This window comes from Streptomyces sp. NBC_00454, from assembly GCF_041434015.1.
Lineage (GTDB): Bacteria > Actinomycetota > Actinomycetes > Streptomycetales > Streptomycetaceae > Streptomyces.
The window spans coordinates 154623-175617 of record NZ_CP107908.1; the positions used below are offsets into that span (position 1 = coordinate 154623).

Consider the following 20995-nt stretch of genomic DNA (forward strand, 5'->3'; position numbering starts at 1 on the left):
CCGCCGCACCCCTGCTCGAAGGCCCCGACGCGGAGCAGGCCGGTCGGCCTATGCCGTTTCCTTCGGATCATCTCGCTGACCAGATGAAGATGGCTGCGAGGTGGAGTCCGGCGAGGTAGATGGTGGCGGTCTTGTCGTAGCGGGTGGCCAGGCCGCGCCATTGCTTGAGCTTGTTGATGCAGCGCTCGACAGTGTTCCGCTGCTGGTAGGCCTCGCGGTCGAAGGCGGGGGGGGACGGCCGCCGAGTCGGCCGAGACGTTTGCGGTTGGCGGCCTGGTCGGCGGGCTGCGGGATCACCGCCCGGATTTCGCGGCGCCGCAGGTGGGAGCGGATTGCGCGGGACGAGTATGACGCTTATCCGCGTGGGATGTCTTGTCGGCCAGGACCACGTCCGGTCGCGCTCTCGGCCTGCCGACCGGCCGCGGAAGCCGTAATCGGGCCATGACCTTCGGGAACGCGGGTGCGTCACCGGCTTGGCCGGGTGTGATGAGGAAGGCCAGAGCCCGGCAGCGGTTGTCGGCGGCCAGATGGATTTTCGTGGTCAGTCCGCCGCGGGACCGTCCGAGGGCATGGTCGGCGGGCTCGCCGTCCGGGGCCCCTTTTGACGGGCCCCGGCGACGTGCTGATGGGCACGGACGATGGTGGAGTCGACCGCGACGACCCAGTCCAGGTCGCCTTCGGCGTCGGCCTGGGCGAGCAGGGCGGTGAAGACCTTCTCCCAGGTCCCGTCCGCGGCCCACTTCCGCAGCCGGTTGTGGGCGCCCTTCCACGACCCGAACTGCTCGGGCAGGTCCATCCACGGTGTTCCGGTCCGGTACTTGAACGCGATCGCGTCGATCACCTGCCGGTGATCCCGCCATCGCCCGCCCCGCTTCGGCGTCCGCTCCGGCAGCAACGGCTCGATCCGCGCCCACTGCCCGTCAGTCAACGACACACATCAACCAACGAACAGATGATCCGAAGGAAACGGCCTAGTCAGCCGCCCAGTGCCACATGGTCAATCCCCGCGTGTGCGGGGAGCAGGTCCAGGGCGAGATCGAGTCAATGATCCCGTTGGGGCCATCCCCGCGCGTGCGGGAAGCAGGCTTGCTGACCTGCGACTCTATGCGGGCGATGAGCTGGTTTCGAGCACTTTCGCCGAATCCGGCAAGCAACCCATACCAACCCGCCAAGCTCGATTCCCCCCGGACAAGACCGTGGCTGCCGCGCTCGTCGGCCTGGTGGCAGCCCGGGCGGCCTCGTTGTGCGCACGGTGCGACGGATACGCGCAGCCCAGGCACTTGGTAGTGGCCGTCGAAGGGCGTGCCGCGACCCAGGACGATGGCATGTCGCCCCGGCGAGATCAGGTGTACTCGGCCCGGGGCCCCACCAGCTGCTCGGACACCACGGCCAGCCAGCCGCTCGGCGTGTAGGGAGCCGGTGGGTCGACTTCCATGCCCAGCTCGGCCACGCCGACCGCGTAGTCGACCTCCTCGAGGCCGAGGGCGAGCAGCTCTCGTACCTCTCCGACGAGGCGTGCCACGAGGGTCGGAGCGGACGAGGCGGCGTAGTCGAGGACCGCGGCCTCGTGGTCCTCGAACTCGTCGGGCATGTCCTGTGAGAACCAGCCGCCCAGGAACTGGCCGAGCTCGGGGAAGCGCGCGTGCCACTCCCAGTGCGTTTCGGGTACCGCCGACGGGGGCGGGACCAGGCCCTCCTCCACGCTCCGCTTGATGTGGTCGGCGGCCAGCAGCAGCCACTCCTGGATCGCGGGCTCGGGCAGGCCGATGTCCGGTACGGGGTAGAACTCGCCGAGGCGCTGCCGCAGTCGGCCGGGCGGGTTCTGGGCGTAGGTGCGCAGTTGCTGCTCGGCGATGGACAGGGCCCAGGGCCGGGTGTGCCAGGTGTGGCGCAGGTAGGCGGTCAGCGCCCGGCTCGGCCGGTCGGGAGTGTCGTCGGCGGCGAGGCCGGCGTACGCGCTGATCACCTGGTCGAGCTCGCCGTAGCGGCGGTCGAACTCCAGGGGCTTCATGGACATGGGTGCGGCGGCCTCTATACGTAGATCGGGACGGTGGCGTGCACGACGAAGCCCAGGGGGCTCGTGGGCTCCCGTCGGAGCACCACTCGTGCGGCCCGTACGTCCACGGCCTCGCGTCCGGCGAGGGCCATGGCCTGGATGAGGACGCGGCCGACGGGTTCCTCGCGCGAGGGCCAGGCGGCTTCGATGGTCAGGCGGGGGCGGGTGTTCTGGGCGAGCCAGCGGTGGACTGCCTGCTCGTTCCGAGTGACGACCTGCTGGGTGGCCCACTGGGCGGTTTCCCGGTCGGGGTACGTGGCGGATCTGGTGAGCACTGGGGCTTCCCGTTCGACGGTTCGGATCGGATCGGTCAGGTGGACAGGAAGTTCCAGAGCACTGCGACTTCCTCGTCGTTCACGGCGATCAGTCCGGCGTCCCAGTCGTACTGGCTGAAGGGGGTGTGGCCTCGGGAGGGCTGTTTGTAGAAGTCGGGGTGGTCGGGTTTCCAGGCGAGGTTGGTGTAGAAGCGGGTGCCGTCGGGGAAACGCGACAAGATCACCTCGGCCCGACGTTCCCTCTCCGGCCTGACCTTCTCCCAGCTCAGCAGTCTGGAGAGATCCGAACGGCTTGATCCGGCCCCGAGCAGGACGAGCAGCGACCGCACCGAGGAGCGGGGGATTTCATCCACCAGCAGCCGGTAGCGTTCCGTGTCGTCAGGGCTGGAGGGCGTCTGCAGCCAGGGGAACAACGGATCCTCGAGGCGCTCCTCCTCTCCCTCGTAAGGGTCGATCGAATCCCACCCCCGGGGATCCCGTGTTTCCATACGCATGATCGCCCCCACATCGACCCACCAGTCGTCGTGTTCACGAGGGGAGACCGCGACGAACGTACAGAGCCACTCGTAGAGCTTGAGCGCCTCCGCCCACGCCGCCGCGTCGGGTCGGCCCTGCTCCATCTTTCGCTCCTTCATTCCGGCGACGAGGTGTAGACGACGAACGGCGGGTTCAGATCCGGGTCGTACATGAGGCGAGTGGTCACTCCGAGAGTGTCCTTGGCGGGCCCGATGGTGCTGTTTATCGGGTCCACCGCGACGGTCCGGCCGGTCGCGGCGGAACCGGTGAGCGGGCCCTGGAGCGGTACTGAGGGGACGTCTATGTCCAGATTCTTTGCAGGTGGTGGATTCCCGAGCCAGTCCTGGATCTTCTGCGTGTTCCGCCCGATGTTGTACTGCGTGAATCTCTGCGCCGACTCCAGATCCGGGAAGGACGAGGAGGTGAGGATGTTGAACTTACCGTTCGCCCGCTGCTCGTCCTCGATCCGCTGCAGGAGCTGCTCGTCCGTCTTGCCCACGTGCTTGTCGATGGTGTGGGCGCCGTCCAGCCCCTCGTTCGTCGCCAGGTCCAGCGAGTACATGTACGGAAAGGGGCTCTGCCCGCTGATCTGCCAGCTGTGTTCCTTCTTGAACTCGTTGAGGGAGCGGGCGCCGAAGCCCTCGGCGCGGGCCGTCTCCGCCTGGTAGGTCGGGGCGCTGCGGATCGCGATGTCGAGCTCCGGCATGAGCGCCTTGAGCTTGCCCGCCGCGTCGGTGAACTCCTGGTGGTAGGTCTCGACAACGGCGTTGCACCCCTGCTTGTCCATGTGGCTGCGGAAGGAGAGCACGATCCGGCCCACGATCCCTCCGACCGCCGACTTGGTCAGGTTCGTCACGCTCAGGTCGGTGAGGTCGGAAGCCGTGGCCTTCGCCGCGTTGATACCGGCCTGGCTCGTGAACTTGGTGGTCTTGTCCCCGATGTCGCAGAGGTGTTCCAGGACGCCCGCGACCTCGTCCGCCGTCTCCTTCAGGACGTCGATGATGGGGCGCCGTCCGGACGGCGGAAGGTCCTTGGTGCTCCGCCACTGACGGCCCGTCTGGCTCCGGTTCCCTGCCCCGTCCAACTGCCGGCCCCACGCCGTGGTGCCCCAGATGGTCTGTCCGAAGATCCGCATGGCCGCCTGCCACTCGCCCTTGTCCTTCGGGTCCGTGATCCCGGCGATGGCCGCGTTGAAATCGTCCGAGGCCTTCACGGCCTCGGACGCGAGCTTTCTCCAGGCCTTGGCCATGTCCCGGACCTCGTGCTCCTTGATGCCCGGGGTGATCTCGTGGACCTTGCCGAGGCGCAGGCCGTGTTCGATGGCGGGCCGGATGACGTCGGCGAGGAAGTCGGGAAACTCACCGATGGCGCCGGAGATCCACCAGGAGTCGACGTCCTCGCCGGTACCAGTCCACTTGATGGGGTTGACGGGCCCGTAGCGCGGAAGCGTGTTGATGACCACCGGCTCCGGCATTCGCGCCGGCGGTGCCCCCTTGCGGCCACCGGCCTCCCATTCGGCGAGTGCGTAGTGCTTGGCGGTGTGGTTGAGGCCTACGGCGGCGCCGCCGGCACTGACCACGCTGCGGCCCCAGGCTTCGAGAAACTTCGCGACCAGCTCCCCGTAGGCGTCCGCGAACGCATCCGCGCCCCGGCCGGTCCCGGCGGACTGGTTGTACTTGTTCAGCACGTCGACGAGGACGAACGCCCGCTCCGCATGTGCGAACTGGGCGCCCTTCACCAGGTCGGCCGCATGGTTGACGTGCACCGGCTGGACGTCGAAGCCGCCGTTCGCGGCGGGAGAGGGCGGGGTGGTCATCAGGCGGCTCCCCAGCCGCGCAGCACGGCCCGGTGCGCGGAGGCGTAGGCCAGGTGGCCGTTCACCACGATGTCGTGCAGCCAGGCCTGGGTGGCCTGCAGGTCCTGGGCGGACCGGTCCCATGTGTCCAGCTGGTCGACGAAGGCAGTCCGTGCCTCACCGTCCCAGGTCAGAACGGCCTTCTCGACGCGCCCGTAGAGCAGGTCGAGCTGTTCGTTGAGCGTCTTGAGGATCTCCTCAAGGTCCCCGGCCGCACGTTGAAGCGTCGCGAAGTCGACCGATATGTAGTCGTCGCCCGCCGACATGAATCCCCCCTGGTGGTGGCTGTGGTCCTGTTCTAGAGATCGGCCAGGCGGCTGCGCGGCCCCGTCTGCGGCGCGGGCGACGCGGCGGGCGTCGAGAGCTCGTCGGCCTCCGCCTGGATGCCAGCCTCGGACTGGACGCGCCTGAAACCGTCCAGGATCTCGAGCTCCTGCGCCGTGAACCCGCCCTTGCTCAGGCGAACAGCCTTGGCCAAGAGCTTCATGGTCTGCCGGATGCGTGCGGCGTCCTCGGCGGCGGCCCGGTGCTTGGCCCGGTACGCCTCCGAGGCCGGTCCGCGCCAGCGGGCCTCGATCCCGTCCACGATCTCGTCCATGCGCAGGAGCTGCTTCTTCAGTACTTCCTGCATCGTGTCGAGGTCGCCGGCGAGCGTCTTGAGCTGGTCGCCCTGGACGGCAAGATCTGCCCCGGCGTCGGCTGCGCCGCTCGAACCGGCAGTGTCAGAAGCTGCGTTCATGGTGTCCCCTCCCCCCGGAGTTCGACCTGATGGTCATTTGTTCGACCGTAGCAAACGCGAAACCGGCGGAACTCCCCCACTGGCTCATGGCCACTGTCCTGTGCCATCGAACCTTGACCACCCAGGTCAGCCCGTATGCGCACCAGTCGAGGGCTCCTCGCCACCCGGCGACTCCGGGCTCTCACGGGTGCTCGGGCCGAACTGCTCGGAGATGTTGTTCCACATGAAGCTGTCCTGCCAGTCCGGCGCTGCACCGGCCCAGCCGAGCAGAGCCCCCAGGACCTTCTCCTGGGAGATCGTCTGTGTCTGGTAGTGCAGCTCAGCCACGCCGTCCCGGTATTCGAGCTGGAAGGTGTTGTTCTCGCGGAGCAGGACCTGGATGTACCAGCTGCCGGGCCGCTCCTCGTCCACCCGCTCCAGGACCAGGTGAGCGTTCCCCCGTTGCAGATCGGCCAGCATCTTCCCGATGGCCGGCCTGGAGGGCCGCTTCACTACATGGCCGCGTTCGTTGGTCGCAATCAGCATGGCCCGATCATTCAGCAAGGGTCTGACACTGCTCAGCGAGGCCCTGACCTGGGCGGTCAAGGTTCGATGGCACAGGACAACCGCTCCTGCTGGCTGGCGCCGGGAGCAGTTCCGTACGTGGGACGCTGCTCGCAGCTCGCGGCAAAGCGGTGCTCGGGGGACGTGAGTCAGATGGAGTCAGGGGCCGTCCCCGCGTGTGCGGGGAGCAGTGCTGCGCGAGCGTTGTTTTCCCGCTGCCGGTGGGGTCATCCCTGCGTTCGCGGGGAGCACTACACAACCGCGTTACGGGCTGTGGCGGTACCGGGGTCATCCCCGCGTGCGCGGGGAGCAGATTGGCCGACCTGGCACGTTACGGCAACGAAAGGGCCGTTTGCAGCGCTTCCACAGATTCTGACATATCGACCCTATGGGTCATGCCGTGCCGTGCGCAGCCGGACCTGCCGGCGTTCCCGGTCGATCGGGGTCGGTACAGCGATCGCCGAAGCCGGATTGTCCGTCCGCTGCAGCACCACCTCCGCGCTGTGAACGTTCGCGTTATTCGGCTCTGTCGCTGATCTTGGATGTTGTTGGCGAAGCAACAGGGCCTGTATCGGCCTCCGGAAGGAACGACGGCCTACAGCGGCCCGGCGGCGGCCCGGCGGAACCGCTCGAACGCCGAGTCCCCTGACGGCAGCAGGCCGGCCCTCACCATCGCCGTGCCGAGCTCCAGCTCGCGCTCCTCGTCCGCGCACTCCAGGCCGCACTGGATGATCTGCGCAACCATCTCGGTGGTCCCGGCCAGGAAGATCGCCCCGCTGTCCGCCTGGTAGAACCAGGCCTCGTAGACGGGCGACCGGTCGGACACCACGTCCCAGAGCTCGCAGAAGTCCAGCCCCGATTCGTCCTCGGGATCCGAGGACAGGCGCCGGTCAGCCGGGAGATCCTCACCGTCGTAGGCGGCGCCGCAGAGCGCGACCTGCTCGGCCTGGACGGGATTGAGCTGCGCCACCGAAGTGATCTGTCGCCTGTTGATGAAATCTGCCATGCCCGGAAGCTAGCAGGGCTCACCGACAGGACCCGCCCAGCCCGTGGGGCGGGCCCTCGGGCTGCTGGGCGGCGGGACCTGTGGGAGCCGACGTCATGCAGAGCCCGAATGGGCCAACAGCGTCGATCTTGTGACGCCGGCCTACTGGATCGTTTCGAGCGAGTGCGTAGTTCAGGGGTTTTGCGCCAGGCCCTACCGCGTCTGGCAACCGGGGAGTCGGCGCCACCAGCGGCGTAGGCGCACCGGCAGTGGCGCGCGCTCGGGAGGATCAAGGATCAGTGGCGGTGGGGGCAGGGTGGGGACGAGATGCTGGTCGCCCTCGGGTCCGAGGTGCTCGATCAGCTCTGCTCGCCACCTCTCTGCCCACTCGGGGTGCATTGCGTGCAGGAGGGTCGCCCGGCGCTTCCACTTGGCCGCCAGATACTCCTCCCCGACCAGGGGTTGCTGCTTGTTCGTCCAGTCGCGGGCGAGGCGTGCGGTTGCGTCGTCGAACGCCCAGTACAGCAGTTCGTCGGGATCGCAGGTACACCGCTCAAAGCAGGGCTCTCCCCGCTCAAAGGCGCGGTAGACCAGCTCGCCGTTCTCGCAGGCAGTGATGAACGGGTGGGCGCCATCACGGTTGTCGAAGGTGGGCACATACCAGCCCGTCAGACCGATGAGTGAGCTCAGCCGCCCGATCTCGACCTTCAGGTGTTGCTCCATCAGGGCCTTGCTCTCGCTCATTGTCCTCACCGCATCTTTGCCGCACGGGCCGGGTTGGGGCAGAGCGAAGCCCACCCGTGTCCGGCCCGTTCGCGAGTCGCGGATCGATGCCGACCGCGCATCCGGAGCATAGCCTATTATCGTCATTTCGACGATAATAGTGGAGGGCGCCAGCATCCTCTGAGGAGTTGCTGCGGGGCCAAGCGGATCCTTCACGGCTGCCTGCGGATACGTACAGGCGAGGGCTTGCCGACTATCGGCCGGTTGGAGTGCGGTGTCGTGCGTGGCGGGCCTGGTGTGGACGAGCGCGCAACATGAACGCTCGCACGCGCTGGTGAACGAACTCGCCGGCCCGGCCCCACCCCCGCTCCTTGCGTGGGCTGCAGTCTCCTCTATGATCGCAAGTAAGTGCTTACTTGCGAGGTGGGGATGGACAGTCGTACGCGCGTCTTGGAGGAGGCCATGCGGCTCTTCGGCGAGCAGGGCTACGCCAAGACGACGATCGCCGAGATCGAACGGGCCGCCGGGCTCTCGCCAGGGTCCGGAGCCCTCTACCGGCACTTCCGCTCGAAGGAGGAGCTGCTGGCCGAGGGCGTGCGCTCAAAGATCGCCGAGAACGCAGGGCTGCTCTCACTCCTCGGTGACATGCAGGCCGTGGCCGCGCTGCCGTTGCGCGAGCGTCTCGCGACACTGGCTCGCGCCGGCCTGCGCCGTCTGGACGAGGAGCGCGACCTCAACCGGATCGTGGTGCGCGACCTGGCCGCCTTTCCGGCGCTGCTGGAAGCGGTCCGCGAGGGCGAGATGCGCCGCATCCATGCCGCGGTGGCGCAGTGGCTGCGGATGCAGGCCGGCCCCGGGGAGCGGGACTGGGACGCGCTCGCCGTGGTGCTCGTGGGGGCCGTCTCGCATTTCTGGCTGCTGCGGGACGTGTTCGGCGCCCATCCCAGCGGCCTCGACGAGGACCGCCTGGTGGCTGCCTTCGTGGACCTCGCCGAGGGGCTCCTCCAGCCGCACGGCTCCTGAGCAGTGCAGGCACAACTGATCATCCGACACGGATAAACGGAGTGGCTCGATGAACATCGCATTGTGGATCGCACAGGGCCTGCTGGCCGCAGTCTTCCTGGGCTCGGGGTTCCTGAAGTCGACCCAGACGAAAGAGAAGATGATCGCCACGGGCCAGACCGGCGTCGCGCCCTTCCCCTTGCCGGTGATCCGTGTGGTCGCGGCACTGGAGATCGCGGCGGCGCTCGGGCTCATCGTTCCCCGACTGACCGGCATAGCCCCGGTCCTCACCCCGCTGGCCGCCATCGGCCTCGCCGCGGTCATGATCGGTGCGGCCGTCGCGCACTGGAGCCTGCGAGAGTACAAGCAGGTCTTCGGCGCCAACATGCTTCTCCTGCTCGTCTGCCTCTTCGTGGCCCTCGGCAGGTTCTGAGCACCGACACTCCCCAGACACCGCAGACACTCTGGGCAATCGACCAGCCTGCTGCGAAGACCTTCCGCAGCTCGCGCGATTCCTGCTGCTACGGAGCCAGTGGCGCAGAGCGATCGACGGCTGGTCCGTCCCGAGCTCGCTCGATCAACTGCCGATGGCTCTCGTACCTCTCCGACGAGGGTTTCTGCCCCCGCAGCCGTGTGGGCGCCGCGCGCGGATGCCCTCCGCGCGCGGCGCCCAGTTCCGACCGTGTAGCCCGGCCGTCAGTTCCGGCCGGGGGTGAGGGCCTTGGCCGCCTTGAGGCGGCCGGGGGCCAGGGCGTCGGTGGCGCCCGCGCCCACGCCCGGGGTGGCGTCCCAGCCGCGGATCTTCGACGCGACCCGGCTCAGCCGGGCGTCGCCCGGGCGGACGGCGATCCCGAAGTGGGACTCCTTGGCGGGCGTGGAGTCCCCACCCCACTGCACCACTCCCTCCAAGTCGGCCAGGATGTCCCGCACCACCACCAGCTCGTGCGGGAAGAGCCCGTCCCGGGCGCCGAGCGGATAGCGCAGCGGGCGGATCGCGATCGCGGTGCCCGACAGGTGGTCGCTCTCGTACGCGGCCGCCACCTCGCGGTGCGAGGTGTGACCGGCGACTTCACCGTCGCGCAGCGCGTCGATCTCGTAGTGGAAGCGGCGCACCACATGCGTGAGCACCGTCGCTATGTCCCCGGCGGCCGCCGAGAAGTGCACCCCGCCCGTCCCCTCGACCCGGTGGACCGGAGCCGAGGCGAGCACTGGCCAGCCGTTGGCGCCGGTCTTCCCCTTCCATGTCTTCGCGACGGGGCCCGCCGCGGCGAATCCGGTGCCGGACAGCGGGCCCGCCGCCAGGACCGCGCCGCCCGCGATGCCGAGACCGGTGAGCAGGAATCGGCGGCGGTCCGGGCGTGCGGCCGCGGCCGACGCCATGACATTGCGCATGAGTCAGTTCCTCGTCGTTGGTAGGGCCGGCGTTCACATGCCGGTCGGGCCGTTCGCTTCCTGTGCGGCCCGCTCCGCGAGCGCGTCCGCGAACCCCAGGCAGAACTCGGTGAGCCGGTCCAAGGAGAGGAGGATGGGCTGCGTGGCGGAGAAGCCCGCGATGTCGGTGATCAGTGTTACGCGGCCGGCCGCGACGGTCAGGTCGGCGACCGATGTGAGGACATCCTTCGCCGCAGCCGCCGCGGTCTCCCTGTTGCTGGCGAACCGCATCTCGTAGAAGTCGCGGAACCGGGTCAGGGCCCGCATCTGACTCTCCCCGAGGTCGTAGTGCTCACGTACGACGGTCAGCAGGGGGCGGCGGCCGTCCTCCATCCGGCGGGCGAAAAGGTATCCGTCCACGTCACACAGCAGGTCGTTGAAGCCGAACGTGGAGGCAGCGCCGATCCGCCCGAGCTTCTCCTTGCAGTAGACGTATCCGGACGGGTAGGCCGCGACGTCCCGCCGCCATTCCGCGTAGAAGGTGATCAGGTCACCGCCCCAGCCCACCACATCGCCCACGTTGGTCATGGCCAGATCGCCGAGCTGCGGTTTGAGGTAGTGGCCGTTGGCGACTGCCATCAGGTGCTGCTTGTCGAGCGCGTACCCGGTGACCGGATCCTTGAACTCGGGGAGTGTCTGGGGAGTCCCGTTGCCCGCCACGAAGTCGACGAACTCGCCGGGGACGTTTCCGATGAGGACCCCCCACTTGGCTCCTTTGTATGCGTCCTTGCGGGCGTATTCCAGCGTGAGCTCCGTCGGATCGCCCTTCTCGTACCGGACCGCGAGCGGATACAGCCACTCCAGGTAGCGGACGAACTCGATGGCCGGGTTCACGTCCTGGTGGACGGAGTTCTGCCCGGCGTCGGTGTGCCACCGGTGGGCGTCGCTGTCCAGGTCGAAGACGTCGGAGCCGGCCGTGAAACGGAACTCCTTGATCTGGTTGAACGCCCAGTTCGGCGGGAGCGGGAAGCCGAGGTTCCCGGAGAAGCCCCACGACATCCCGGAGACGAACGAATAGCGGGCGTCGGTGTGCTTGCTGACCTGGGTGCACACGTTGCGCGAGCCGTACACGCCGTGCACGTACTTCTTACCCTTGGACGCGAGGCCGGCCCGCACGCCCTCGAAGTACGGCACGATGCCCGAGGCGATTTCCTCGCCCGTCGCGTCGTAGTCCACCGCGAAGTAGATGACCGTGTCGCGGTTGAAGCCATAGCCCTGCGCACACGAGTGGGCGTTCAGCGCGTGCGCGAAGCCCTGTTGGTACGTGAAGTCCTGGAGCCGCCGCGCGTTGTCCTGGTAGATCGGGAAGACGCTCAGCCCGGCCGCGAAGGCGTCCTGCAGCTCGCCCGACTTGATCTCCTTGTCGAGGGTGCTGCCCGGCGGGTCGTACAGATAGCGGCCGACGATGCGGTAGCCCGCCTTGAAGAGGGCGTCGGCGCGCGCCCGGGTGATCGTGAAGCGGGTGTCGCAGGCCTCCGTCTTGCGGTTCGGGTCTCCGGTCGAGACCAGCAGCTGCGCCCAGGTGGCATAGTCTCCGACGCCGTCCCGCTGTTCCAGCTCGGAGAAGTGCTGGAACTCTTCGACCCAGTCCTTGAGCTCCGAGTCGAACGTGCTGCGGAACGAGACCTCGACGTTCGCCTTCTCCTTGACGATGGGCGAGTTGAGTGCGCAGGCCCCGGAGAAGAGCTCCACGAAGACGCCGGAGTCACCTTCCTTCACGTTGTGCGCCTTGAGGCCCGCCTGGGTACCCGGGCCGAACGAGCCGGTCGCCTGGTCGTCGGGGATGCCCAGCTCGTACTGGATGCCCTTCATCAGGGATTTCTGCACGTCGCGCGAGTAGACGCCGTCCGCCGGGCCGATGAAGAAGGACGACCGGCTGTAGTAGCGGCTGTTGAGCCAGCGCTGGACGGTGCGGACGCGGTCGGTGCCCCCGGACACCGTGACGTACGCGTCCATGGAGAGCAGCGCCTTGAAGACCTTGGGTGGCACCGCCCCGTTGGTGGCATCGATGCCGGCGTGCTCCTTGAGCTTCCTCACCGACTCGACCGTGCCCGTCATCCAAAGATCACCGGTGCCGTCGCCGCCCCAGTAGCCCTTGCAGAACAGGGCGTGCTGGACGATCTTCTTGATGTTGAGGTTCGGCTCGATGAGGGAGATATCCGGGCGTTCCGCCAGCTTGGCGAGTGTGGTGGGGCCGAACGAGGCGCTGACCGGAGCGATGCCGAGCTCGTGCTGGAGCCCCATGGTCAGTGCGTACATCGTCGACCAACCGGTCTGCCCGTCCTCCGGGCACCGTGCATAGCCGGGAACAGCTCCGTAGGTGCTGTTGGCCCATTGCTGGGCAGCGAGAACTTTTGCGTCCGTCATGACTTCCCCTCCTGATGAGGACGGAAGGGCCCCGGCAGACGTGCCGGAGCCCTTCAGGTGCCCGTACCGACCAGCTAGAGGCGAATCGGGCCCGGAACGTCGCTCAGGCGGAGGCAGCGCGGGTGCCAGTTCTGGCTCCAGTACCAGCGGAGGGCGTCGCGGGTGTTCGGTCCGTAGATCCCGTCGGGGGTGACGCCGACGATCCCCTGCGCCCGCTTGAGGGCCCTCGCGGTGGCGGGGCCGAACTGGCCGTCCTCCTCCAGGTAGGTCACGCCGTCGTAATAGCATCCGTTCAGGGTCTGCTGGAGTACGCGGACGCCGTTGCCGGTGTTGCCCTCGCGCAGGCTGCAGTAGTTGCTGTAGGACCCGGTGATCGGAACGCCGCTCGTGACGTAACCGGCTCCATCGGTGTAGGCGGCGTAGTCCGTGCAGACCGGCGCCGACGCGTACGCCGTGGTCGCGCCGGTGGCGAGTGCGCTCAGTGTGAGAGCGGCGACCGCGCCGAAGGCGGCGAGAGTGCGCTTCATGAGTGGAATTCCCCCTGTGAGCATGGCCGGATCGAGCGGCCGGGTGGTGCCGCTGGAGAGCGGCGAGCCGAAAACTAGCACCGCGTTCCCGGCCTCCGACGCCCCGTCCGAAGGGCCTCCCGGCCGTCTCAACGGGGCGTGGGAAAGCCGGGACCGTTGCTGGTCCCGGCCTCCCGGCCCACCGGCCGTCGCTTCCCACGCCGTCCCAGAGACGGCCCGGACCCCGTCCCGTCCTGCCGACGCCGAGATCAGGGATCGGGGATCGGGATCAGGGCTGGACCTCACCGAGCGGTGAGCATTCCTGTTCCTTCTGGGTGGGGATGGTGCCGCAGATGGTGATGGTCTCCCACGGCTGATCCGGGGTCACGGCGAGCATCCGGGTATAGGTGTCGTGCTCCATCCGGATCGCCGCCGTGTCGGACGTGCTGCGCTTGTCCTTGATCATGACGGTGTCGCCGATGTTGCCGTTCTCGATCCGCCCCCACACGGCCTGGCAGGCTTCGCTGTAGCGCAGTTGGATGCTCATGCCCCGCAGGAAGGTCTCCCGCACGGTGACCGCGTCCCACTGGCAGTCGTGTGCCTGCGGCTCGCGGCGCAGACAGGTGTCGCTCTTGCAGCCGACCTTGACGGGTTTGCCGGGCTGCGGCTTCGGCGGAGCCGCGGTACCGGAGGCGTTCACGCCCCCCGTGGTGGTCCCCTGCGAGGCGCCCGCACCGGCGGCTCCGGTTGCGTACAGCGTCAGCAGACTGCCGAGCAGTCCGCCCGCCGCGATGCCGGCCGCTGTGCGCAGGAGCGCGGTCCAGCGGAAGCGGCGTACCGGCGGGGAATCCCCGGTCTCCTGCGCGGGCCGCACCACGGTCGCGGCGACCTCCGTGATCGACGGGCTCGACGGGCTCGACGGGCTCGACGGGCTCGACGGGCTCGACGGGATAACCGTGACCGGTGGCCCGGCCGCCGGAGCCTGATCGGGCCGGTCCGTCGGCCCGGCCGGCTTCTCCTCCAGCAGCCCGCCGCTCACGGACGCCCTCTCCAAGAGGACGAGCAGCGGCCCGGCATCCTCACCCGCCGCCGCGGCGAACTCCTCGACCGCAATCTTCGTGGGAAGCTGCTTGCCGTTGAGGAAGCGCTCCCAAGAGGAGCGACTGTAGTGCGTTTTGTCCGCAAGCCGGTTGTAACTCAGCTGCGAGGCCCCTTTGATCCGGCGCAGCTCCGAGAAGAGGTCGCTTCTCGGAACGTCGTCCGCCTCGTTGAACTCTGGCCCCCCTGACATCAGGTGCCCCCCCATTTTTCGTGCCGTCTGGCCGTCTGGCCGCATGTCGGCCGGAAGCCATCATTATCAGCCAGACGTGACGTGATCATGCCGAAGGGACCCAGGGAGTGATCTCCCTGGGTCCCTTCGGCATGCTCTTCATCTCTGCGGCGTGGGCGGAGCGTTCGCCTGCGTCAGATCAGCAGGTGGCTCCACGTCCGCGCGTCGACGACTCCGTCCGCGGGCAGCGAACGAGCGCTCTGGAAAGCGATGACCTGGTCCCTGGTCCCGGGGCCGAACTGACCGTCGGCGGAGGTCGGGAAGCCGGACGCCGCGAGACGGCTCTGCACCGCCTTCACGGCCTCACCGGCCGCGCCCTGCGCGACCGGCCCGCACAGCTGGTTCCACGTCTGCCGGCCGGCCACCCCGTCGATGCCCGCCTCGATCAGCTTCTGGAAGGCGCGGACAGCGGCCTCGGTCGCCGGTCCGAACGAACCGTCGGGGACGATCGCCGCTCCGCGCTGCACCAGCAGGCACTGCAGGACCCGTACCCGCTCGTTGAGGTCGCCGGTACGCAGGAGCGGCCATGCCGGGGCCGCCGGGTCACCGCCGATCCGCGCGGCTACGTCCGCGCGCAGCTGCGGCAGCATGGCGTACAGGCGGTCGCCGGGGCACTGGGTGTTGTTGAAGTCCCGGTGCCCGTAGATCTGGTACGGCCGGATTCCGTACCGTCGGCAGACCTCGGCACACAGCTCGACCAACGCCGCGTACTGCTCGGCGCGGGGCTCCTCGGTGATGTAGGTGCCCTCGTTCTCGATGCCGATGGCCACCGTGTTCTGCCCGGTGCAGTGCGCGGCCTCGACGATCTGCGTGCCGCTGTACAGCGCGGCCAGGCTCTGGTGCCTGCCCTCGGTGACGAACGCGCCCCGGCTGAGGGTGAAGTGCTGGCCCGTGTCGATCCAGCCCCTAACGTCCATCTGGTCCGTCTGCATGGCGCGGGCCAGGGCGAAGGCGCGGTCGTAGCCGAGGTCGGCGACGTTGGCCGTGGCCGTGTGATGGACGATGATCTTCTGCGCCCGTGCCGACAGCACCCTGACCGGGCTCTTGGGCGGCCGCGCGCCCCAAGCCTCGCAGTCGACGACGACGCCGGGGACGGGCGTGCCTCCCGAAGTCCCGAGCCCGGTACCAGTCCCGGTCCCGTCCGCGGCCGAGGCCTGCCCGGTGGTCCCCAGTGCACCCAGGGCGGTCCCCAGGGACAGGGCGCCGGCCAGGAGGGTGCGGCGGCGGAGCGGCGGGGTCGTCATGTGGGTCCGTTCGTCAGGAAGTCGCAGGTGACGTCACTGATTAAAGGGGGCAGACGAGCGCTGGGGAGCCGATGGGACGTCCCGCGTCGTCCCACGGGACTCATGGGACGGCATGGGACGACGCGGAGCGCTCCGGAGACCGCGCTCCGGCTGACTAGTGCCGCGTCAGGCAACGTTCGCCCGTCGCGGCACTAGGAGCACCTGTGCTGCGCGAGATCGCCTGCCGCCCCGTGCAGAAGTGCGGCGGCGCCGCCCAATCGGTGCCGGTGAGTTCGGCCTGTGCTGCGGGTGGTTTTGTACGTGGGCACGGGAGTCGTTTGTCAACGAGTTCGGGAGTCGGTTCATCGCTCGCGCCCATGATCAATGTCGACGAGTTCGGGAGTCACCGCTGCCTGGAGGGTGGGCTTGGGCGAGGGCGAGATGGAGAGCATCGGATCGGGGCCTGAGCGGCTCATTGGCCCTTCTCGGTGATCATGTTGATCAAGCCCTGGGCCGTGTTGTGCTCGGAGTCGATCGCGGGAACCTCTCCCCCTTCAAAAGTGGCGACCTCGGCGCTGCGGGGGAACATGGCCTGCTCGTACTCGGTGAGCGCGGCCTCGACATCGTCTGGGTGGGCGGCGAGGGCCTGGCCGAGTTCGGCGCCGTCAAGCATGGCGAGGTTGGCGCCTTCGCCGTTCGGGGGCGTGAGGTGGGCGGCGTCGCCGAGCAGGGTGACCCCCGGCAGCCGGTCCCACCGGTGCCCGGTCGGCAGGGCGAACTGGGGGCGCAGGACCGGCGCTGTGTCGCCGTCGGTGATGAGCGCGGTGAGTTCCGGCGCCCAGCCGTCGAACTCGCGCGCGATCCGGGCGGTGGCCACGGCGGCATCGGTGAAGTCGATGGTGGCGAACCAGTCCTGCGGCCTGGTCAGCGCCACGTAGGTGTGCAGGGTGTCGCCGCTTTCACGGTGAGCGAAGATCTCCCTGCCCGGCGAGGGCGCGATCAGCATCCCGCCGCCGACCGCCTTCGCGGCGGCCGGGTGGCGGGTGTCGGCGTGGAACAGGTACGTCTCGACGAACGACGTGCCGGCGTACTCGGGTGTGGCGGTGGAGAGCAGTGGCCGTACCCGTGACCAGGCGCCGTCCGCGCCGACCAACAGGCTGGTGACGACGGTGCCGCCGTCGGCGAACGTCACCTCGTGGCGGCCGTCGCCGAGGGCGCGGGTGCTGCCGACTTTGTGCCCCCACCGGACGGTGCCGGCCGGGAGTGAGTCGAGAAGGATCTGTCGTAACTCGCCGCGCTGCACCTCGGGGCGTCCGCCCGTGCCGTCGTCGGCCTTGTCGAGCAGGACGGTCCCGTCCGGGTCGAGGACCCGCATCGCCTGGCGGCCCTCCAGGACGATGGCGTGGAATTCGTCCATCAGGCCGGCCGCCTTGAGGGCGAGCTGTCCGTTGTAGTCGTGGATGTCGAGCAACCCGCCCTGCGTGCGCACCGTCGGGGAGGAATCCGCCTCGTAGACCGTGACCGGGATTCCGTGGATGTGCAGGACGCGGGCCAGAGTGAGTCCGCCGAGACCGGCGCCGATGATCGTGACGGGTATGCGCATGGTGGCTCCTGGGGATCGGGGCCGCCCGGTGAGCTCCGGCCGGCCGTCCCTGGAACGTTGGCGGACCTCACCGACAGGCCACCGACATCGAACCGGCAGCCGCCGATGGATGACCGACACCGCGCATCGGGCCCGACACCTACCCGGGTTGGGGTTCCGCCTGGCAGCCGGGTCGATCGTGTTCACGCCCTCGTTCTCGCATCGCTCCCCGGGCGACGAAGCCCAGCCTGCATGGAGGTACAACGAACGGCCCGACGGGCGTGGTGGCCAGCCGCCATGATTAGGGATGCGTGAGCGAGGGGTGCCTCCCGTTCTCGCGTACATCGGCTATTCGCGCGAGCGTGCGACTCCCAATCTCGTGTCGAACTGACGTCGCAACTCGCGTACATAGCCACTGCGGGCAGCAGGGAGCCGTCACGATGGGCGGTGGGCGTCTCGTTGGTCACTGCCGCAGTGTTCCAGCCGGCTCCGACACCAGTGGAGCCGGCCTGAAACGACATAGCTCGGCAGAAGCGGCTCAGCAGCAGTGACCGACCGGGTTCAGTCGCTGGAGGAACATCGCAGGTCGGAGCATGATGCGTAAGCGATCAGCGACTCAAGCGACTGTCGCTCGGACATTCGACAACGGGCAAGCTGCCCCCGAGGTCCGCCGGTTCGGTCAGGCCTCCGCCGCCGCCTGTGCCGGGCGCTCCGAGCGTTCCGTCTTGCGGCCCTTGCTGCCCGCCGTGAGGGTGGTCGGGTCGACGGCTTCCGCCGGTGCCCCGCTCGCGTACAGGCCGTCCGGGACCATGTCGCGGTCGTGGGGCAGGAGCCAGAAGACGCGGCGGCGGAAGGTGCCGCTGGAGCGGGACGGCTTGGCTCCCGGGCCTAGCTGGGCGTAGCCGACGAGGCGGCCGTCGCGGTGGTAGGCGGGCTTGCCCCGGCGGGTGGGCAGGCGGTCCAGCGACTGGCGCACGTAGTCGAGCTCGGTGACGTCCTCGAGCCAGATGAGGTCGATCTCGTGGTGGATCTCGTCGTCGGAGATGAGGGAGCTCATGCGTTCTCCTCCTCTGCGAGCAGTCCGATGCCGGGGTAGTACTTCTTCGAGTTGGACAAGATCATTTCTTTGGGTGAGGCGAGGCCCACGAGCTCGCGGGCCCGCGCGGCGAAGGCGCGGGAGGAGACGGTGGGCGCTCCTTCATTCTGGCACCAGGTGCGGTACACACCGTAGAGGCGGGCTTGTTCCGCCCGGTGATCGGCGTGAAAAGTACAGCACTCCTCGAAGAACCGGCCGGTGTGGTCCTCGGTCTCCGCGTACGCGGTGGTGGCGATCCGCACCGGCTCGGGGCCCGTGAGGTCCTTCTCCCCCGCCAGGTAGCGGCGGGCTCCGTCGATCAGCCAGGCCAGGATCCCGGGGCCTTCCTCGGTGACGAGGATGTCCGCGAGGTTGTCGATCTTCCGGTCGTCGGAGACGACCTTCTCGAACGGGACCAGGCGCATGCGCCGCCAGAAGGCGAAGCCGCCGGTGCCGACCTCGGGGCGGTGGTTGCCGATGAGCCACAGCTTGTGCGTGGGCGCGAAGGAGAAGAAGTCCTGCCGCATCCGCCGGGCCTTGATGCGGTCGCCGCCGGTGAGGAGCTTGACGCGGGCCTCGTCGAACTTGTCGCCGGGCTTGACCTCGGAGCACACGATGACGCGCCGGCCGTGCAGCTCGGCGAGCTCGGTGGGGTGCCCGTCGAAAGTACGGGCCATCAGGAAGCCGGGCGGGGCGGCGTCCGCGTAATCGCCTAGCAGCTTCATCAGGACGTCCAGGAGGACGGACTTGCCGTTCTTGCCCGAGCCGAAGAGGAAGGGCATGACCTGGGCGCCGACGTCGCCGGTGATGGAGTAGCCGAGCATCAGGTGCAGGAAGTCGATCATCTCCCGGCCTTCGGCGTCCGAGCCGAAGGTGTCGGTGAGGAAGCGGTTCCAGCGCGGAGTGGCCTGCGAGCGCGGGCCGGTGGACGTCGAGCGGGAGTGGAAGTCCTTGTCCGGCTCGGGGACGCGGATCAGCCCGGTGTGCAGGTCGACGATGCCCGCCGGCGTGCACAGCGCGTACGGGTCCGCGTCGAGGAGCTCGGCCCGCAGGACCATCCCCGGAGCCGCCTTCGCCTGCGTCAGCATGGCGTTCATGCCCGAGGTGCTCAGCGCCCGCCGACGGTGCTTCTGCAGCGACTGGTTGCTGTGGATGCCGCGGGGGTCGGTCGTCGCGATGGCCTCGGCCAGGTCTCCGGCGGCCCACACGACCGTGTCGTCCTCGTCGACCTGCCAGCGAGTGGTGTCCCACCGGTACCAGCCCAGCCCCGGCACGTGCCGGTAGTCCCCCGCGTACAGGCGGACGAACAGCTTGGCGTTGCCGCGGTCGCTGAGGGTGTCGGGCAGCAGCCCCGCCGAGGTGGCGTGTTCCAGGTGCGCGCGCTCACCGCCCTGGGCCGGCACGGGGGCAGTTCCCGACCCAGACGCCGGCACGGGCTCCTGGGCGAGGATCTGCGCGGCGATGGCCTCGGGGTCGAAGTCGAAGAGGAAGCCGTCGGTTTCGGGGGCGGGGCTCACCGGCGGCCTCCAAGGTGCAGGGGGCGCTGCGCGCCGGCGGCCATGCCGCTGCGGATGATCTGGGCGGTCCGCTGGGCCTGCCCGGGACGGGTCGCCTCGGCGGTCTCGCGCAGGGCCCCCTCCGCGGCGGCTTCGCCCAGGTGCCCGGCCGCCACGAGGCCGCCCAGGGTGTACGCAGCCCGGTTCAGCTTCTCCGTGAACCCGGCGCCCTCGGCGACCTGGGCGCACCCGGCGACGTCCGCGAGCAGCCCCGCCAGGAGCCGCGAGGTCTGGTCCTGTCCCCCACCGGCCGCGAGCACGGCCTCCCGCGCACGGGGCGGTACGGGCCTGGGAGCGGGGATGTGAGGGGCCGGCAGGTGTCCGGTGCGCTGGAGCTCCTGGGCGAGCCAGGCGGGCAGCGGAGCGGGCCTCCTGACGCTTCCTACGGGCTTGTACGCGCCCGCGGCGGTCGAGGTGCCCGGGGCGATGATGTAGCCGCCGTGGGCCCGTACGTCGACCTGCCAGGCCAGCGCACGCCGGCCGGAGCCCGTGGAGCACTGCCAACGGCGCCCGTCGGTGGCCCGGTACCAGACGTGCAGCCCACCGGAGGGCGTACGCACCCGCAGCGTCGAGGCGTCCTCGGCGGGGCTCCGCTCGCCCCTCAGGGCTGCCAGCACGGCCAGCGAGTGGTAGCCGGTGGTCATCCCGGCGACGTCGATGTGCTCCCCGATGGCGATGCCGGGCAGGAGCCGGTCCCGGGAAGGGATCTCGCTCTGGTGCGCGCTCTGGTGCGCGTCGACGTCGATGACGACGAGGTCGGCCGGACCGCAGGCCACTCCCACGCCCAGGGTCGGGTTCTGTCCCCACCAGTGGTCGATCCGGGAGTAGTCCAGGGTCGCGGCGTGGAACCCGTGGCACCAGCGACCGGCGGCCAGGCAGGCGCAGTCCTTGTGGGTGTGCCCGGGAGCACTGCAGTCCCGGCAGTTGGAGGCCGGCGTCTTGCGCCCGGAGGCCAGCGGGTGGACCGGCCAGCCATTACTGGCACACCACCGGGCCAGGCGCAGGCCGGCAATCGAACGCTCAGGGGTGGGCTGCCCTGAGTCGCTGCGAGAAAACCGCAGCTCAGCGGGCATTCATTTCCCCTCACAGCGACTGAAGCGACTCAACAACGAACACAGCCTAGCGAAGTCGACCTGGCAGCGTGCGCAGCGTGTCGCAAACACCCTGCCGGTGTGTCGCGCGACTGAACCCCGAGTGCAGGACCAGCCGGCGGCCCGGGGCGCGCTGATCG

At 69.1% G+C, this 20995-nt stretch carries 20 protein-coding genes and 1 pseudogene; 2 read left to right on the forward strand and 19 right to left on the reverse strand.

Translation table 11 applies throughout. The features are described from left to right. Positions 1 to 67 precede the first annotated feature (67 nt). The 10 genes and pseudogenes from OHU74_RS37105 to OHU74_RS37150 all read right to left on the reverse strand — a co-directional run bounded on the left by OHU74_RS37105 (position 68) and on the right by OHU74_RS37150 (position 7713). A pseudogene (locus tag OHU74_RS37105) lies at positions 68 to 934 on the reverse strand (IS5 family transposase). Between the two features lie 408 nt (positions 935 to 1342). Continuing rightward, complete coding sequence (locus OHU74_RS37110) at positions 1343 to 2017, reverse strand: contact-dependent growth inhibition system immunity protein (RefSeq protein WP_331721094.1); 675 nt, start codon at positions 2015 to 2017, stop codon at positions 1343 to 1345. Positions 2018 to 2031: 14 nt separating this feature from the next. Next, positions 2032 to 2331 (reverse strand): RNase A-like domain-containing protein, encoded by a 300-nt coding sequence (locus OHU74_RS37115; protein ID WP_331721095.1) that lies wholly within the window; start codon positions 2329 to 2331, stop codon positions 2032 to 2034. 35 nt (positions 2332 to 2366) lie between these two features. Next, positions 2367 to 2951, reverse strand: coding sequence for a hypothetical protein (locus tag OHU74_RS37120; protein WP_371619910.1), 585 nt, complete (start codon positions 2949 to 2951; stop codon positions 2367 to 2369). An 11-nt stretch (positions 2952 to 2962) separates the two neighbouring features. After that, positions 2963 to 4663: an RNase A-like domain-containing protein gene (locus OHU74_RS37125; protein ID WP_331721097.1), complete on the reverse strand. Its 1701-nt coding sequence runs from the start codon at positions 4661 to 4663 to the stop codon at positions 2963 to 2965. Further along, positions 4663 to 4968: a WXG100 family type VII secretion target gene (locus OHU74_RS37130; RefSeq protein ID WP_331721098.1), complete on the reverse strand. Its 306-nt coding sequence runs from the start codon at positions 4966 to 4968 to the stop codon at positions 4663 to 4665. The genes OHU74_RS37125 and OHU74_RS37130 overlap by 1 nt, the downstream gene beginning before the upstream one ends. A gap of 32 nt (positions 4969 to 5000) precedes the next feature. Beyond that, positions 5001 to 5441: a WXG100 family type VII secretion target gene (locus OHU74_RS37135; protein ID WP_331721099.1), complete on the reverse strand. Its 441-nt coding sequence runs from the start codon at positions 5439 to 5441 to the stop codon at positions 5001 to 5003. Between the two features lie 126 nt (positions 5442 to 5567). Further along, the gene (locus OHU74_RS37140) at positions 5568 to 5966 is read right to left on the reverse strand and encodes a hypothetical protein (RefSeq protein ID WP_331721100.1); all 399 of its coding nucleotides are present in this window, start codon (positions 5964 to 5966) and stop codon (positions 5568 to 5570) included. A 613-nt stretch (positions 5967 to 6579) separates the two neighbouring features. Beyond that, entirely contained in the window at positions 6580 to 6990 is a 411-nt protein-coding gene (locus tag OHU74_RS37145; RefSeq protein ID WP_331721101.1) for a hypothetical protein, read from the reverse strand. Positions 6991 to 7182: 192 nt separating this feature from the next. Continuing rightward, entirely contained in the window at positions 7183 to 7713 is a 531-nt protein-coding gene (locus OHU74_RS37150) for an Imm63 family immunity protein (protein ID WP_371619911.1), read from the reverse strand. Between the two features lie 408 nt (positions 7714 to 8121). On the opposite strand from OHU74_RS37150, the gene OHU74_RS37155 reads away from it, so the two are divergent. Further along, positions 8122 to 8715 carry a helix-turn-helix domain-containing protein gene (locus tag OHU74_RS37155; protein WP_331721103.1) on the forward strand — a complete coding sequence of 198 codons (594 nt, stop codon included), beginning with the start codon at positions 8122 to 8124 and terminating at the stop codon, positions 8713 to 8715. A gap of 49 nt (positions 8716 to 8764) precedes the next feature. After that, complete coding sequence (locus tag OHU74_RS37160) at positions 8765 to 9127, forward strand: DoxX family protein (RefSeq protein WP_331721104.1); 363 nt, start codon at positions 8765 to 8767, stop codon at positions 9125 to 9127. A 263-nt stretch (positions 9128 to 9390) separates the two neighbouring features. On the opposite strand, the gene OHU74_RS37165 is transcribed toward OHU74_RS37160, so the two are convergent. From OHU74_RS37165 to OHU74_RS37205, 9 genes are all read right to left on the reverse strand, one after another. Further along, positions 9391 to 10086, reverse strand: a complete 696-nt coding sequence (locus OHU74_RS37165; RefSeq protein WP_331721105.1) for a hypothetical protein — start codon at positions 10084 to 10086, stop codon at positions 9391 to 9393. A gap of 33 nt (positions 10087 to 10119) precedes the next feature. Then, positions 10120 to 12492, reverse strand: a complete 2373-nt coding sequence (locus OHU74_RS37170; RefSeq protein WP_331721106.1) for a glycoside hydrolase domain-containing protein — start codon at positions 12490 to 12492, stop codon at positions 10120 to 10122. A gap of 74 nt (positions 12493 to 12566) precedes the next feature. Next, the gene (locus tag OHU74_RS37175; protein WP_331721107.1) at positions 12567 to 13019 is read right to left on the reverse strand and encodes a peptidoglycan-binding domain-containing protein; all 453 of its coding nucleotides are present in this window, start codon (positions 13017 to 13019) and stop codon (positions 12567 to 12569) included. 268 nt (positions 13020 to 13287) lie between these two features. Next, positions 13288 to 14289: a DUF2690 domain-containing protein gene (locus OHU74_RS37180; RefSeq protein WP_331721108.1), complete on the reverse strand. Its 1002-nt coding sequence runs from the start codon at positions 14287 to 14289 to the stop codon at positions 13288 to 13290. A 173-nt stretch (positions 14290 to 14462) separates the two neighbouring features. After that, entirely contained in the window at positions 14463 to 15572 is a 1110-nt protein-coding gene (locus OHU74_RS37185; RefSeq protein ID WP_331721109.1) for an N-acetylmuramoyl-L-alanine amidase, read from the reverse strand. Positions 15573 to 16023: 451 nt separating this feature from the next. Continuing rightward, complete coding sequence (locus OHU74_RS37190; protein WP_331721110.1) at positions 16024 to 17154, reverse strand: NAD(P)/FAD-dependent oxidoreductase; 1131 nt, start codon at positions 17152 to 17154, stop codon at positions 16024 to 16026. Positions 17155 to 17812: 658 nt separating this feature from the next. Beyond that, entirely contained in the window at positions 17813 to 18190 is a 378-nt protein-coding gene (locus tag OHU74_RS37195; protein WP_331721111.1) for a DUF6009 family protein, read from the reverse strand. After that, positions 18187 to 19725, reverse strand: coding sequence for a phage/plasmid primase, P4 family (locus tag OHU74_RS37200; protein WP_371619912.1), 1539 nt, complete (start codon positions 19723 to 19725; stop codon positions 18187 to 18189). The genes OHU74_RS37195 and OHU74_RS37200 overlap by 4 nt, the downstream gene beginning before the upstream one ends. Next, a complete protein-coding gene (locus tag OHU74_RS37205) occupies positions 19722 to 20837 on the reverse strand; it encodes a bifunctional DNA primase/polymerase (RefSeq protein ID WP_331721112.1) in 1116 nt (371 codons plus the stop codon). The genes OHU74_RS37200 and OHU74_RS37205 overlap by 4 nt, the downstream gene beginning before the upstream one ends. Positions 20838 to 20995 lie beyond the last annotated feature (158 nt).

Bases quoted from the DNA above. Each gene is read 5' to 3' on its own strand.
- OHU74_RS37110 (WP_331721094.1), bottom strand. From the start codon at position 2,017: ATGTCCATGAAGCCCCTGGAGTTCGACCGCCGCTACGGCGAGCTCGAC.
- OHU74_RS37120 (WP_371619910.1), bottom strand. From the start codon at position 2,951: ATGGAGCAGGGCCGACCCGACGCGGCGGCGTGGGCGGAGGCGCTCAAG.
- OHU74_RS37125 (WP_331721097.1), bottom strand. From the start codon at position 4,663: ATGACCACCCCGCCCTCTCCCGCCGCGAACGGCGGCTTCGACGTCCAG.
- OHU74_RS37130 (WP_331721098.1), bottom strand. From the start codon at position 4,968: ATGTCGGCGGGCGACGACTACATATCGGTCGACTTCGCGACGCTTCAA.
- OHU74_RS37135 (WP_331721099.1), bottom strand. From the start codon at position 5,441: ATGAACGCAGCTTCTGACACTGCCGGTTCGAGCGGCGCAGCCGACGCC.
- OHU74_RS37140 (WP_331721100.1), bottom strand. From the start codon at position 5,966: ATGCTGATTGCGACCAACGAACGCGGCCATGTAGTGAAGCGGCCCTCC.
- OHU74_RS37145 (WP_331721101.1), bottom strand. From the start codon at position 6,990: ATGGCAGATTTCATCAACAGGCGACAGATCACTTCGGTGGCGCAGCTC.
- OHU74_RS37150 (WP_371619911.1), bottom strand. From the start codon at position 7,713: ATGAGCGAGAGCAAGGCCCTGATGGAGCAACACCTGAAGGTCGAGATC.
- OHU74_RS37155 (WP_331721103.1), top strand. From the start codon at position 8,122: ATGGACAGTCGTACGCGCGTCTTGGAGGAGGCCATGCGGCTCTTCGGC.
- OHU74_RS37160 (WP_331721104.1), top strand. From the start codon at position 8,765: ATGAACATCGCATTGTGGATCGCACAGGGCCTGCTGGCCGCAGTCTTC.
- OHU74_RS37165 (WP_331721105.1), bottom strand. From the start codon at position 10,086: ATGCGCAATGTCATGGCGTCGGCCGCGGCCGCACGCCCGGACCGCCGC.
- OHU74_RS37170 (WP_331721106.1), bottom strand. From the start codon at position 12,492: ATGACGGACGCAAAAGTTCTCGCTGCCCAGCAATGGGCCAACAGCACC.
- OHU74_RS37175 (WP_331721107.1), bottom strand. From the start codon at position 13,019: ATGAAGCGCACTCTCGCCGCCTTCGGCGCGGTCGCCGCTCTCACACTG.
- OHU74_RS37180 (WP_331721108.1), bottom strand. From the start codon at position 14,289: ATGTCAGGGGGGCCAGAGTTCAACGAGGCGGACGACGTTCCGAGAAGC.
- OHU74_RS37185 (WP_331721109.1), bottom strand. From the start codon at position 15,572: ATGACGACCCCGCCGCTCCGCCGCCGCACCCTCCTGGCCGGCGCCCTG.
- OHU74_RS37190 (WP_331721110.1), bottom strand. From the start codon at position 17,154: ATGCGCATACCCGTCACGATCATCGGCGCCGGTCTCGGCGGACTCACT.
- OHU74_RS37195 (WP_331721111.1), bottom strand. From the start codon at position 18,190: ATGAGCTCCCTCATCTCCGACGACGAGATCCACCACGAGATCGACCTC.
- OHU74_RS37205 (WP_331721112.1), bottom strand. From the start codon at position 20,837: ATGCCCGCTGAGCTGCGGTTTTCTCGCAGCGACTCAGGGCAGCCCACC.